The sequence below is a fragment of the Collinsella aerofaciens genome, assembly GCF_001404695.1.
Taxonomy (GTDB): domain Bacteria; phylum Actinomycetota; class Coriobacteriia; order Coriobacteriales; family Coriobacteriaceae; genus Collinsella; species Collinsella aerofaciens_E.
In genome coordinates this window covers 10,941-24,541 of the sequence record NZ_CZAQ01000003.1, presented here as the reverse complement: position 1 = coordinate 24,541, position 13,601 = coordinate 10,941, and the positions used below count along the sequence as shown (strand labels likewise).

Annotated in this window: 10 protein-coding genes and 1 tRNA gene; 7 read left to right on the top strand and 4 right to left on the bottom strand. The window is 58.7% G+C overall.

Annotated elements, in window-relative coordinates; genetic code table 11:
• Positions 1-37: 37 nt before the first annotated feature.
• The 4 genes from glgD to glgB all read right to left on the bottom strand — a co-directional run bounded on the left by glgD (position 38) and on the right by glgB (position 7,217).
• On the bottom strand, positions 38-1,165 hold the full coding sequence (gene glgD, locus AQ996_RS01390; RefSeq protein WP_055250369.1) for a glucose-1-phosphate adenylyltransferase subunit GlgD: 1,128 nt from the start codon (positions 1,163-1,165) through the stop codon (positions 38-40).
• A gap of 4 nt (positions 1,166-1,169) precedes the next feature.
• Positions 1,170-2,318 carry a glucose-1-phosphate adenylyltransferase gene (locus tag AQ996_RS01385; RefSeq protein ID WP_055250367.1) on the bottom strand — a complete coding sequence of 383 codons (1,149 nt, stop codon included), beginning with the start codon at positions 2,316-2,318 and terminating at the stop codon, positions 1,170-1,172.
• A 105-nt stretch (positions 2,319-2,423) separates the two neighbouring features.
• On the bottom strand, positions 2,424-4,850 hold the full coding sequence (locus AQ996_RS01380; protein ID WP_055250365.1) for a glycogen/starch/alpha-glucan phosphorylase: 2,427 nt from the start codon (positions 4,848-4,850) through the stop codon (positions 2,424-2,426).
• A gap of 93 nt (positions 4,851-4,943) precedes the next feature.
• Positions 4,944-7,217: a 1,4-alpha-glucan branching protein GlgB gene (glgB, locus tag AQ996_RS01375; protein WP_055250363.1), complete on the bottom strand. Its 2,274-nt coding sequence runs from the start codon at positions 7,215-7,217 to the stop codon at positions 4,944-4,946.
• 331 nt (positions 7,218-7,548) lie between these two features.
• Here glgB and AQ996_RS01370 point away from each other — a divergent pair, with 331 nt between their 5' ends.
• The 7 genes from AQ996_RS01370 to AQ996_RS01340 all read left to right on the top strand — a co-directional run.
• Positions 7,549-8,238 (top strand): HAD family hydrolase, encoded by a 690-nt coding sequence (locus AQ996_RS01370; protein ID WP_055250361.1) that lies wholly within the window; start codon positions 7,549-7,551, stop codon positions 8,236-8,238.
• Positions 8,239-8,241: 3 nt separating this feature from the next.
• Positions 8,242-8,904, top strand: coding sequence for a thiamine diphosphokinase (locus AQ996_RS01365; RefSeq protein WP_055250359.1), 663 nt, complete (start codon positions 8,242-8,244; stop codon positions 8,902-8,904).
• Positions 8,905-8,959: 55 nt separating this feature from the next.
• A tRNA-Ala gene (locus AQ996_RS01360) sits at positions 8,960-9,035 on the top strand.
• Positions 9,036-9,819: 784 nt separating this feature from the next.
• Positions 9,820-10,365, top strand: a complete 546-nt coding sequence (gene loaP / locus AQ996_RS01355) for an antiterminator LoaP (protein ID WP_070097107.1) — start codon at positions 9,820-9,822, stop codon at positions 10,363-10,365.
• 66 nt (positions 10,366-10,431) lie between these two features.
• Entirely contained in the window at positions 10,432-11,181 is a 750-nt protein-coding gene (locus AQ996_RS01350) for a sugar transferase (protein ID WP_253274577.1), read from the top strand.
• Positions 11,181-12,350 carry a beta 1-4 rhamnosyltransferase Cps2T gene (cps2T, locus tag AQ996_RS01345; protein WP_055250356.1) on the top strand — a complete coding sequence of 390 codons (1,170 nt, stop codon included), beginning with the start codon at positions 11,181-11,183 and terminating at the stop codon, positions 12,348-12,350. Before AQ996_RS01350 ends, cps2T begins: the two co-directional genes overlap by 1 nt.
• A gap of 17 nt (positions 12,351-12,367) precedes the next feature.
• A partial coding sequence (locus tag AQ996_RS01340) for a nucleotide sugar dehydrogenase (RefSeq protein WP_070097103.1) occupies positions 12,368-13,601 on the top strand: 1,234 nt, incomplete at its 3' end.

Below are 13,601 nucleotides of genomic sequence, written 5' to 3'. Positions count from 1 at the left end.
TATTCTACATGTTACGAGCGATGTTGCGGTGCCAACGTTAACGTACGATGGTGGTGTCAGAAGTTAACGGAGCCTTGCCCAGCACCAGAATATTCTCGGGCGTGCCGCGAAGCTCGGTGTTGGTGGGGACCACGTTGTTCTTATCCAGAATGGCATTCTCGACGCGTGCGCCGCTCTTGATGATGCAGCTCTGGTTGATGATCGAGTTGGTCACCGATGCGCCCTCCTCGACCACGACGCCGCGCGACAGGAGCGAATTGCGCACGGTGCCCTTAATGATGCAGCCGGCCGAGATGATCGAGTTGCACGCGTGGCTGCCGGTCGCATAGCGCGAAGGCGGCACGTCGTGAGCCTTAGTCAGGATCGGGCGCTCGGGATCGAAGAGCTGGTCGGCCACGGTCTGGTCGAGCAGGTCCATGCTGCGGCGATACAGCGACTTCTCGCTAAACACGCCCACGACCTCGCCCTTGTACTCGTAGCTGCACACGTCGATGTTACCAAAGTCGCCCTGGAGTGCCTCGAGCAGGTCCAGATAGTCGGCGGCCTGGTAGTGGTCGATGATCTCGAGCAGCGTCTCGCGGTTGACGATGCAGCAGTCCATGGAGGCGTTGTCGCCGTACACGACACCGGCGCTCACGCCCGTCAGGCGGCCGTTCTCGTTAATCTCGAGCTTGGTCTCGTCATCGACGTTGCGCGTGGCCTTGCAGTACACCACGGTCATCTGAGCGCCGGAGTTCTCGTGCGCCTCGATGATGGTGTTGAGGTCCATGTTAAAGATGATGTTGGTGCCCATCATCACGACATAGGGCTTCTCCGAGCGCTGGAACAGCGTCTTATTGGAGATGATGTCGCGCAGCAGGAAGCGCATGCCGCCCTTGGTGGTGCCATACGCGTTGCCGGGCACCATGAACAGGCCGCCCTTCTTGCGGTCCAAGCCCCAGTCCTTGCCCGAGCCCACGTGATCGATCAGCGAGCGGTAGTTGCCCGGCATGACGACGCCGACGGTCTTGATTCCGGCATTCATCATGTTGGACAGCGGAAAGTCGATCAGGCGGTAGCGGCCCAAAAACGGGACGGACGCGATGGGGCGGTCCTTGAGCAAGACACTGCCGTAGGACGAAGAGTAGTTAGCGGTGATATAACCGATGGCCTTGCGATTGATCATCGGATCATTCCCCCTTCCCGATAACGACGTCATTTCCAACGACGGCCGTATCCTTGGTGGTATCGACAGAGCCGAGCTTCACGCCCTCTTCGACCGTGGAGTTCTCGCCCAAAATAGCGCGGCAGATGTGTGCACCGCTCTTAACGTGCGCACCCGGCAGCAGCACGGAGTCTTCGACCACGGCGCGCTCCTCGATGATGACATCGGTCGAAAGGATCGAGTGGCGAGCGGTGCCGTAGATCTTGCAGCCGTTGGAGACCAGGCAGTCGTCCAGGCGGCCGTCTGGGCCAATGTAGTGCGGCGGACGCGTGGTGATGTTGGACATGATGGGGAAGTTCTTGTCAAACAGATCAAACTCGGGGTTGTTGCCCAGCAGGTCCATCGAGGTCTCGTGGAAGCTGGCGATGGTGCCGACGTCCTTCCAGAAGCCGTGGAACTCATAGCTGTACAGGCGCTTATTCTCACCGAGCAGCTTGGGGATGATGTCCTTGCCAAAGTCGTGGCTCGAGCGCTGGTCCAGAGCGTCCTCCTCGAGCGCCTCGATCAGCACATCGGCCGAGAAGATGTAGATGCCCATGGATGCGAGGTTCGAATCGGGCTTCTCGGGCTTCTCGGTAAACTTGGTGATGCGGCCGTCCTCGGGGTCGGTGGTCAGGATGCCAAAGCGGCTGGCCTCTTCCCACGGCACGGGCATAACGCTTACCGTGAGGTCGGCGTTGTTCTCAATGTGCGTCTTGAGCATCTTGCGGTAGTCCATGCGATACAGGTGATCGCCCGAAAGAATCAGGACGTACTTGGGGTCGTTGGCCTTGATGTAGTCGAGGTTCTGCGTGATGGCGTCGGCCGTGCCCGCATACCAGGCGCCGCCGGTCTGCGTCTCGTACGGCGGCAGGATCGACACGCCGCCGTCACGGCTGTCCAGATCCCACGCCTCGCCGGATCCCACGTAGGCATGCAGCAGGTAGGGGCGATACTGCGTCAGAACGCCCACCGTGTCGATGTCCGAGTTGGAGCAGTTGGAGAGCGAAAAGTCGATAATGCGGAACTTGCCACCAAAGCTAACCGCCGGCTTGGCGATCTTTTGGGTGAGTGCCCCCAATCGGCTGCCCTGTCCTCCTGCGAGGAGCATCGCGATGCATTCTTTCTTACTCATCGATTTCTCCTTCTGTCATCGATGTTTCTAACCCATTAGCGGCGGACGCGGCGCTCGGTCGCGCCCGCCGAATAATGCCGTGCGGCAAAGGGAGCTCGCGCGCCTTTACGCGTGCCAGATCTCGTCGCGGTACTCGCGAATAGTGCGGTCGCTCGAGAACCAGCCGGAGGAGGCGGTGTTGAGCAGGGCTTTGCGGTTCCAGGTCTCCTGGTCGCCGTAGCTGCCGGTAAGCTTCTCCCACGCATCCACGTAGCTGCGGAAGTCTGCCATGACCAGGTCGGGGTCGTTGTTGTTCATGAGCTCGTTGTAGATGCTCTCGAAGTTGCCCGAAAGACCCGCAAAGGTGTTGTCCTTGAGCTCGTCCATCACGCGGCCCAGACGCTCGCGGTCGCCGTTGAGGGTATCCCACGCAAAGTAGCTGTTGGATGCCCAGAGCTGCTCGACCTCGGGAGCGGTCAGGCCAAAGATGGCCTCGTTCTCGCGGCCGGCCAGGTCGGCGATCTCGATGTTGGCGCCGTCGAGGGTGCCCAGCGTAATGGCGCCGTTCATCATGAGCTTCATGTTGGACGTGCCCGAGGCCTCCTTGCCGGCCGTGGAGATCTGCTCCGAGATCTCGGCGGCGGGGTAGATGAGCTGGGCGTTGCTCACGCGGAAGTTGGGGATGAAGCAGACCTTCATGACCTCGTTCACGCGGGCGTCGTTGTTTATGACGTCGGCCACAGAGTTAATGAGGCGGATGGTCTCTTTGGCAAAGGTGTAGCTCGAGGCAGCCTTGCCGCTAAAGATGAAGGTCGTCGGCGTCACGTGAAAGTTAGGATCGGCGATGCGACGGTTGTAGATGTCCATCACCTTCATGATGTTCATGAGCTGGCGCTTGTAGGCGTGGAAGCGCTTCACCTGGACATCGAAGACGGTGTTGGGGTCGATAACCAGACCGGTCTCGGCCTTAACGTAGGCGGCCAGGCGCTCCTTGTTGGCGCGCTTGGAGGCACCCACGGCCTTCAGGAATTCGGTGTCGTCCTTAAACTCCTTAAGCTTCTCCAGCTCAAAGGCGTCCTTCAGCCAGCCATCGCCAATGGTCTCGGTCACGAGCTTGGCGTAGGTGGGGTTGGCCTCGGCAAAGAAGCGACGATGCGAGATGCCGTTGGTCTTGTTGTTGAACTTCTCGGGCGTCAGGGCATAGAAGTCCTTGAGCACGATGTTCTTGATGATGTCGGAGTGGATCTTTGCCACGCCGTTGACGCTGTGGCTGCAGATCACGGACAGGTTGGCCATGCGAATCTCGCCGTCCCACAGAATGGCGGTCTGGCGCAGACGCTCCTGCCAGCCCTCCTGCGTGGTGTCGAACGACTCGTGCCAACGACGGCTGATCTCGTCGATGATCTGGTACACGCGGGGGAGGAGCTTGGAGAACGTGCCGATGGGCCACTTCTCCAGAGCCTCGGGCAGGATGGTGTGGTTGGTGTAGCTCACGACCTGCGTCACGATGTTCCAGGCGTCGTCCCACTCGAGCTTCTTCTCGTCGATGAGGATGCGCATGAGCTCGGGGCCGCACATGGCGGGGTGCGTGTCGTTGGTGTGGATGGCCACAAACTGCGGCAGCAGCTCCCAGTTCTCGCCGTGCTCCTTCTCAAAGGTGTCGAGCAGACTGTAGATGCCGGCCGAGACAAACAGGTACTCCTGCTTCAGGCGCAGCAGACGGCCGTGCTCGCCGGCGTCGTTGGGGTAGAGGATGGCGCTAATGGCCTCGGCCTCGGCGCGCTCGGCATCGGCCAGGGCGTAGTCGCCGCGGTTGAAGGCCTCCAGATCGAAGTGCTCCTCGACCGGCTCGGCAGCCCAGACGCGCAACTTGTTGACGGTCTCGCCGGCATAGCCCACGACGGGGATGTCATAAGGAACGGCCAGGATGTCCTGCGTGTTCACCGTGCGGTAGAACGTGCGGCCATTCTCCTCAAAGCCCTCGACGCGGCCACCAAACTTAATAGTCACGGCCTTATCCTGACGACGGACCTCCCAGGGATAGCCGTGGGTGAGCCACTCGTCGGTGGCCTCGACCTGGCTGCCGTTGACGATCTCCTGCTTAAACAGGCCGTAGCGGTAGCGCATGCCGTTGCCGTAGCCGGCAATGCCCTCGGCTGCCATCGAATCCAGGAAACATGCGGCCAGACGGCCCAGGCCACCGTTGCCCAGCGCCGGATCGGGCTCCTGGTTCTCGATGACGGACAGATCAAAGCCCATGTCGTCGAGCGCCTCGGCGACTATATCGCGTACGCCAAAGTTGAGCAGGTAGTTGTCGAGCAGGCGACCGATCAAAAACTCGATCGAGAAGTAGTACACGCGCTTTTTGCCCTCGGCGGTGGCGCGGGCGTCACTCTTGGTGGCAACGGTGCGCGCCTTCTCGGCCACGAGCTTGGCCAGGGCGTTAAAGCGGTCGAGGTCGCTGGCAGCCTCGACGCTCTTGCCGCTAATGCTCATGACGGCATCGCGATAGAGCTCGGTAAACTCCTGCTTGTTTTCGAAGATCTTATTCATACGTTCCTTTCCCCCGGGGATGTTTCTCCCGGAACGGTTATGACTTGTATCCTACGCCCCCGCGGGGCGGGTATTACAGCTGTAACGGCTTTGTTACGCATCCTTGGCAGACGGCTTAACAGAAGCAGACTTGGCCTTGGTAGCGGCCTTTTTGGCAGCCGGCTTCTTGGTCGCGGTTGCCTTAGCAGCGGGCTTTGCGGCAGCCTTAGCCTTGATCGCCGTAGCCTTGGCCTTAGCCGGAGCCTTCTTAGCAGCCGCTGGCTTGGGCTTCACCGAGGACGTGCGCTTTTTGGGCGCAGCCTTGGGTTCCTCAACCACGGGCGGCTTGTAGCTGCTGGGGCCGCGGCGCTTAAGCACCACGCCTGCCAGGCCAGGCACCTTAATCTCAATGGAGTCCATCTGCCCGTTCCAGGGATAGGGCTCGCTCGAGCAGGTGTAGGGCTCCTCACCGGCGTAGCCGCTGCCACCGAACTCGGGACGGTCGGAATCGAAGATGACCTCCCAGTCACCCTCGCGCGGCACGCCCACGCGGAAGCTCTCGTAGCTTGCCGGGTCAAAGTTGATCAGGATCACCAGGTCGTCATCGACGTCCTCGCCCTGACGCACAAAGCTCACGATGGACTGCTTGGAGTTGTCCGCGTCGATCCAGGTAAAGCCGTCGTCGGTGTAGCCGCGCTCGTACAGGGCGGGCTCGGCGGTGTACAGGTGGTTGAGCGCCTTGATAAACGCCTGATGATGACGGTGGGTCTCGTACTCCTCGGTCAGGAACCACTGGATGGACTCGTAGTAGCGCCACTCAATAAACTGGCCGATCTCGTTGCCCATAAAGTTGAGCTTGGCACCGGGGTGCGTCATTTGATAGAAAGCCAGCGTGCGCAGGCCGGCAAACTGGCGCCACCAGTCGCCCGGCATACGGCCGATCAGCGAGCATTTACCGTGGACGACCTCGTCGTGGCTCAGCGGACAGATAAAGTTCTCGGTAAAGGCGTACATGATGGAGAACGTGAGCAGCCCGTGGTTGCCGGGGCGCCACGGAAAATCGGTCTGCATGTAGTGCAGGGTGTCGTTCATCCAGCCCATGTCCCACTTGTAGTGGAAGCCCAGGCCGCCGTCCTGCGGCGGATAGGTCACGAGCGGCCACGCGGTGGACTCCTCGGCCATCATCATCACGTCGGGGTAGTGTGCCTCAACAGCGCAGTTGACCTGACGGATAAACGCGCTGGCGTCCAGGTCCTCCTCGGTACCGTACTTGTTGAACTTCTTTTGCCCCGGATCGTCGATGCCAAAGTTGAGGTACAGCATACTGGACACGCCGTCCATGCGAATGCCGTCCACATGGAAGTTCTCGAGCCAGTACAGCACGTTGGAGACCAGGAAGGAGCGGACTTCGCCGCGGGCGAAGTCGAACTTGTGCGTGCCCCAGTTGGGGTGAATCTCGTGCTCAAACAGCATGTGGCCGTTAAAGGTGGCAAGGCCGTGGGAGTCGGCACAAAAACCGCCGGGCACCCAGTCCATGATCACGCCGATGCCAGCCTCGTGGCACGCATCGATAAAGTGCATGAGCTGCTGCGGGTCGCCATAGCGCGACGTTGCGGCATAATAGCCGGTCGTCTGGTAACCCCAAGAGCCGTCGAAGGGATGCTCCATGAGCGGCATGACCTCGATATGCGTGTAGCCCATGTCGCGCACGTAGTCCACGAGCTCCACCGACAGGTCGTCGTAGGTGTAGAACTCGCCGCGCTGCGCGGGGAAGGGATCCATGGGGCCAGGGTAGTTGCCGTACTCGTCCGGCTCGCCCTGCGGCGCATCGCCGTGGCGCTTCCACGATCCGATATGCACCTCGTAGATGTTAAGGGGCTGTGACATGTGGTTGTGGCCGGCGCGGCGGTTGAGCCATGCGGCGTCGTTCCACTTATAGCCATCGAGGGTCCACAGCACGCTCGCGGTACCCGGAGGGCACTCGGCCTTAAAGGCGTACGGATCGGCCTTGTAGAGTTTTTCGCCCTCGTTGGTCTCGATGAGATACTTATAGAGCTGCCCCTGCTCGGCGCCAGGAATAAAGCCTTCCCAAATAGCGCTCGTATGCACGGGCACCAGCGGGTTGGCTTCCTCATCCCAGTCGTTAAATTCACCAATGACATGCACGCTCTTTACATCGGGCGCCCAAACGCAAAAACGCCAGCCGCGCGTACGGTTCTGCGTGTCGGGGTGCGCGCCCATCTTTTCCCAGCTGCGCTCCCACGTGCCGATGCCAAACAGGTAGACATCGTCCTTGGTGAGCTCCGGTGCGTGCGGGGCGGCTTTACGGGTTGCGGGCTTTTTAGCCGTTGGCTTTAGCTTTGTATCGCTCACGTTTGATCCCATCATGACGCGGCAGCGTGTTGCCTTGGTGACTAGATGCGAAAGGTCCAAGGCTGCACGAATCGAAGGGACGGCGATAGTTCTATGATTCGTTCCACCTCGCGTGCTCGGTGGAACTTTCGGCAGAAACTACGATAACACCTGTACGTTACTTTTATGAAGGAAAGTGGTTTTAGGGCGGCGTTTAATCGGTAAGCGCCATGTTTAGACCACTGGCAGAATTGCCGTGGTAAAACTCTTGACAGTTTTATCAATTAGGGTTTCAAGATTGTTAGTCTGACGTTTGGTAAAACGTTTTTAGCAGGATGTTTACCATTTGACATCGAAAGGTTCGTTTATGTCCCAGACCGCTGCTCCCAATGTCGTTTTTATTTTCGATTGCGACGGAACACTGGTTAATAGCACCCCCGTTTGGGCCTATGCTCAACCCGAGTTATTGCACCGCCACGGAGTTGACGTAACGGTCGACGATTTTGCCCAATTTGAGCATTTGTCGCTCGAGGACGAGTGCCAGGCCTACCACGACACCTGGAGCATTGGCGCGAATGGCGAAGAGCTGTACCGTGAGCTGAGCAATATTCTGATTGATGGGTACTCCAAGGTGCCGCCGCGCGAGGGGCTCCTGGCGTTTTTGGAGCAGGCGAAGGCGGCAGGCATTGCCATGTGCGTGGCTACGTCCACGCCGGCCGAGCTGGTGCAGCCTGCGCTTACGGGAGCCGGGCTCGACGCGTACATGGAGTTTGTTACCACGACGGGCGTGGCGGGACGCTCCAAGCAGTTCCCCGATGTGTACGAGCTGGCGCTGCGCCGCCTGGAGGAGCGCCACGGGTGCAAGTTTGAGCGCGCTTGGGTATTTGAGGATGCGGTCTTTGGCCTAAAGAGCTCTGGTACCGCAGGCTTTAAGCGCGTGGGCATCTATGACCCGCACGGCCGCATGAAGCGCGACGACGTTCGGACTAACTGCGATATCTTTATCGATAGCTATGAAGACCTGGATTTGGCCCGCGTGCTTTCGTTTGAGGGATAGGCGATGGCTGTGGCTTGCAAGATATTAGTCGTCTGCGGCTCGCCCGTGGTGGCGAGCGCGGATCTGTTACGTAGGCTAGCAGGGGAGTGCGACCACGTTGTCGCCGTGGACCGCGGACTCGACGCGCTGCTGGGCGCCGGCCTGGGCTGCGACGTATATGTGGGGGATGCCGACACGGTGAGTGATGCAGGTCGTGCGTTGGTCGATGCCGCCACCAACTTTGAAGTTGAGCGCCACGACCCGTACAAGGACTATACCGATCTGGCGCTGGCGCTCGATTCCGTCCGCCGTCGCTGGCCGGGTGCCGAAGTGGTTGCGACCTGCGCTACGGGCGGCCGTCCGGATATGGCGCTTTCCGTACTGGGTCTACTCGCAGGCTACGATGACGCCCCAGTCTGGATTGCCGAGGACAAGGTAGTCTCCCGCATCCTTCGCGCAGGTGAATCCTGGATCATCGAAGGCCACGAGGGCAGCACCTTCTCCATCATCGCCATTGCCCCCAACACCGAGGTAAGCGAACACGGCCTAGAGTGGGAACTACATCACTCCCCGCTGGGCTTGTTGGCCGACACCGGCATCAGCAACGTCGTCAGGTCAACAGCCACGATCCAAGTCCACATCGGCACCGCCATCGCTTACCTATATCAAGAGACATTTAGAGTCTGACCCAAAAAAGTCCTTGCACCCCACGCCAACTTCCCCTATAGTATCTCCTCGTCACGGGGGCGTAGCTCAGCTGGGAGAGCGCTTGACTGGCAGTCAAGAGGTCAGGGGTTCGATCCCCCTCGTCTCCACCATCGTGAATGCAAAGGCCTTCGGAATTCCGAAGGCCTTTTTTCATGCCAAAACACCACGCGCCACAAACCCCACTCACACCAACAAAAAGTTGCACAATTTATTTCCCATGTCTGTACATAGTTTGTTATCCAAACGCAATTACCAGTGTAGCTCGCTGCTCCAGTTGGGCTTCAGAAACGCTCCCAATTATTGCCAACGCCCCAATAACCTGCATCAACGTGAACAACATCCCAAAACAACCCCCTTAAGCACGCTAAATGAACGATATGTTGTCCACCACAAGCCAAATCAGTTTCGCTACCAGCTTGTGCTAAGATACCTAACGTTACATGAGTTCAACTGTGCTCGCGGCTCCAGCAAGTCGCAAAGCGCAGGGTCGATCAGCATCCGGCCGTAACGGCGGTGTTAGAAAAACCACGAGCTCCAATATCGATTGCCATGCACGTTTTGTACTTGTTTTTCGGCTATTTATTAGTTCGCTTTATGTAGTGCAGTAAGTTGCTATGACAAACCACAGCAGTCCTTCAGCTGTTTGCGTGCGGTCCAGTTTTGTACCCGCTTGACTGGCTCGCACGCAGTCAGCTGGGGATGCGGTCATTTTGCGATACACGTCCGCGTCTCTAGCAACTGCACATATACATACCGTTCACGGTGGGGCAGAGCCACGTGCTTGTCTAACTGGGCTCAGGGTTTGAATATGGAGCGCCTCCGCGCACAAGCGCCCTGGCGAAGCCATAACCAAACCCTGTGAGCCACACGTAAGACAGCAAGGGGGTGGTGCTCGTGTGGTATGTAATCCAGGTCATAAACGGTCGCGAAGACGTAATGCGCGAGCGCATTGAGCGTATGGTGCCGGCTGGTGCCATGCAGGAGCTCTTTTATCCCCAATATCAAACCGAGATCAAGGTACACGGCGAATGGGTCAATACGTCCAAGCCGCTCTTTCCCGGTTATCTTATCTGCGATACGACAGATCCCCGCACCGTGCAACAGTATCTGTTGCGTATGGACGACTTTGCCTGGGTTCTTTCCCAGGACGGTCAGTTTGTGCCGCTGGCAAAAGAAGAGGTCCAGCTTATTGGCGGCTTTACGCATAGGGGAGACCGCGTAGTGCCCATGAGCGAGGCCCTAAAAGACGGCGACCAGGTCGTAGTAACGTCAGGTCCGCTGCTGGGCCACGAAGGCCTTATCAAAACCATTAACAGACGCAAGAGCACTGCTTATTTGGAGCTCAACCTGTGCGGCCGACGCGTAACCACCCGCGTTGGCCTCGCGGTGCTTTCAAACGAGCAGCGCGCCATGCGGAACTTTAAAAAGGCGATCGCCTAACTGTAGATGGTCGCTACACAGAACAGGGAGGCTCCCCGAACCGGGGACAAAGTGTTGGAAGAGAACGTGTCGGATAAAACTCAATATACAACGGACGCGCCCGCGGGGGCGGCGCTGATTGCTCAGGCCATGGACCGGCGCGAGGGCGCTGCCCGCTACAAGGCCATGCAATCCATCATGGACTGGGACCGCTCTCGCCTGGCCTATAGGGCCGTGAAGCGCGCGTTCGACATCGTTTTCAGCGGTGCCGCGCTCGTCGCCATCGCGATCCCCAGCCTAATTCTCGCCGCGGCCATCCGGTTGGAGAGCGAGGGCAGCCCCTTCTACAGCCAGATCCGCGTGGGACAGACCCGCCCCGACGGCAGCCTGACCACGTTCCGCATGTGGAAGTTCCGCTCCATGTACAGGGACGCCGACGAACGGCTCGCCGAGCTCAAGGAGCAGAACGAGATCGCCGGCGCCATGTTCAAGATGAGGGAGGACCCCCGTGTCACCAGGATCGGAAAATTCATCCGCAAGCACTCCATCGACGAGTTTCCGCAGTTCGTCAACGTGTTTCTGGGTCAGATGAGCGTCGTTGGGCCTCGTCCGCCGCTGCCTAACGAGGTCGCGGAGTACACCGAGTACGACCTGCAGAGGCTAGCAGTGAAGCCAGGTATCACGGGACTCTGGCAGGTTACGGAGCGCAATTCCACCGGTTTCGACGGCATGGTCCGCCGGGACCTCGAATACATAGCCAAGCGCGGAATCGTCATGGACCTCAAGATCGTCCTACTTACGGTTCTGGAGGTCTTCAATGGAAGTGATGCGTACTAATGCAGCATGTTTTTATCATCGGGTCCAAGGGTATTCCGGCAAACTACGGCGGCTACGAGACGTTCGTCGAAAAGCTGACCGAGAATCAGGTGTCGCACGACATCAAGTACCACGTGGCATGCGCCGTGGACTCTGCCGAGCAAGTCGGCGAGTTCGAGCACAACGGGGCGCACTGCTTCAACGTGCTGCGCAGGCCCGTCGGCGCCGCGAGGGCGATCTTCTACGACATCGACGCCCTCAAGTGGTGCATCGCCTATATCGAGGAGAACCGAGTCCAGCACCCCATCGTCTACGTGCTGGCCTGTCGCATCGGGCCGTTATTCGGCAGGTACGTTAACAGAATCCACGCCCTTGGCGGCAAGGTCCTCGTGAACCCCGACGGCCACGAGTGGAAGCGCGCCAAGTGGAGCGCGCCCGTCCGAAAGTACTGGAAGGTCTCGGAGCGCGGGATGGTCAAGCACGCCGACCTGATGGTGTGCGACTCCAAGAACATCGAGAAGTACATTCGCAGGGAGTATGCCGACCTGCACCCCGAGACAACCTTCATCGCCTACGGGGCCGACATCAAGCGCTCAGCGCTCGCGGACGACGACCCCAAGTTCACTGGATGGCTCTCCGAGAAGGGCCTCGAGCCCTTCGGCTACTACCTGGTTGTGGGACGCTTCGTGCCTGAGAACAACTACGAGACCATGATCCGGGAGTTCATGGCTTCCGAATCCAAGCGGGATTTCGCGCTCGTGACGGGAGTGGACGACTCCTTCCTCGCGGAGCTCGAGCGGAAGACGCACTTCAAGTCCGACCCACGCATCAAGTTCGTCGGGACCGTCTACGACCAGGAGCTCCTGAAGAAGATCCGCGAAAAAGCATACGGCTACTTCCACGGCCATGAGGTCGGGGGCACCAACCCGAGCCTCCTGGAGGCCTTGGCTTCCACCCGCCTGAATCTTCTTTTAGACGTGGGTTTCAACCGAGAAGTCGCAGAAGATTCCGCCTTGTACTGGACCAAGAAGCCGGGCAATCTCGCTTCGCTCATCGACCGCGCAGACGACATGGGAAAGGACGAGATTAAAGCTCTGGATAAGGGTTCCATCGATGTAATCCGACAGCGTTATTCCTGGCGCTTCATAACCGAAAAATACGAGGACTTATTACTCGAAGGCATTCGCTAATCAATAGGAGGAAAAGAATGAGCATTTACAAGGATCTTCTCGATGGGAACACCAAGCTTTCCCTTGTGGGATTGGGCTATGTTGGCATGCCCATTGCCGTCGAATTTTCAAAGCACGTCAAGGTCCTCGGCTTCGACATCAACGAGCATAAGATCGCTCAGTATAAAGCTGGTGTCGATCCGACAAAGGAAGTCGGCGACAAGGCTGTTCATGAGTCGAATGTCGAATTCACATGCGACCCCGCGGCACTTGAGGATGCCCGATTCCATATCGTAGCGGTACCAACGCCCGTGAATCGCGACAAGACTCCCGACCTGACGCCCGTCATAGGTGCTTCTAAAACCCTGGGTGCACACCTGAAACCCGGTTCCATCGTTGTTTACGAGTCTACTGTCTATCCCGGCGTCACCGAGGACGTATGCGTGCCCATTCTGGAGCAAGAGAGTGGACTGAAGTGCGGCGTTGACTTCAAGGTCGGCTACTCCCCTGAGCGTATCAACCCCGGCGACAAAGTGCACACCCTGACGACCATTCGAAAGATCGTTTCTGGTCAGGATGCGGATTCGCTCAAGGAGATCAAGGACGTCTACGACATCGTGATCGCCGCTGGCACCTATCCGGTTTCCACCATCAAGACCGCTGAGGCAGTGAAAGTTGTCGAGAACTCGCAGCGCGACATCAATATCGCCTTCATGAACGAACTTGCCATGGTTTTCGACCGCATGGGTATCGATACCTCCGAGGTTGTAGCCGGCATGAACACGAAGTGGAATGCTCTTGGCTTCAAGCCCGGCCTCGTCGGCGGTCATTGTATCGGTGTCGATCCCTATTACTTCACCTATGAAGCGGAGAAGCTTGGCTACCACAGCCAGATTATTCTAGCTGGTCGTAAGGTTAATGACGGCATGGGGGAGTTCGTTGCCGATGCCGCCATTCGTGAGATGGTGCAGGCCGGTCTTGCCCCTGCCAGAGCAAAGGTTGGCGTGCTGGGCATCACCTTCAAAGAGAACTGCCCCGATGTCCGCAACTCGAAGGTGGACGACATCCTGAAGCGACTCAAGCAGTATGGCATCAGCCCCTTGGTCTGCGATCCCTGGGCCGATGCCGCCGATGCCAAGAAGACATACGGTGTGGAGCTTGTGCCCATGGACCGGATGAAAGATCTAGATGCGGTCATCGTCGCTGTGGCTCACGACAAGTTCGTTGCTATGAACAGCAACGACTATAAGTCTCTCTTTGCCGATAGGCCCA

Bases quoted from the DNA above. Each gene is read 5' to 3' on its own strand.
- cps2T (WP_055250356.1), top strand. From the start codon at position 11,181: ATGCAGCATGTTTTTATCATCGGGTCCAAGGGTATTCCGGCAAACTAC.
- glgD (WP_055250369.1), bottom strand. From the start codon at position 1,165: ATGATCAATCGCAAGGCCATCGGTTATATCACCGCTAACTACTCTTCG.
- AQ996_RS01380 (WP_055250365.1), bottom strand. From the start codon at position 4,850: ATGAATAAGATCTTCGAAAACAAGCAGGAGTTTACCGAGCTCTATCGC.
- AQ996_RS01385 (WP_055250367.1), bottom strand. From the start codon at position 2,318: ATGAGTAAGAAAGAATGCATCGCGATGCTCCTCGCAGGAGGACAGGGC.
- glgB (WP_055250363.1), bottom strand. From the start codon at position 7,217: ATGATGGGATCAAACGTGAGCGATACAAAGCTAAAGCCAACGGCTAAA.
- AQ996_RS01365 (WP_055250359.1), top strand. From the start codon at position 8,242: ATGGCTGTGGCTTGCAAGATATTAGTCGTCTGCGGCTCGCCCGTGGTG.
- AQ996_RS01370 (WP_055250361.1), top strand. From the start codon at position 7,549: ATGTCCCAGACCGCTGCTCCCAATGTCGTTTTTATTTTCGATTGCGAC.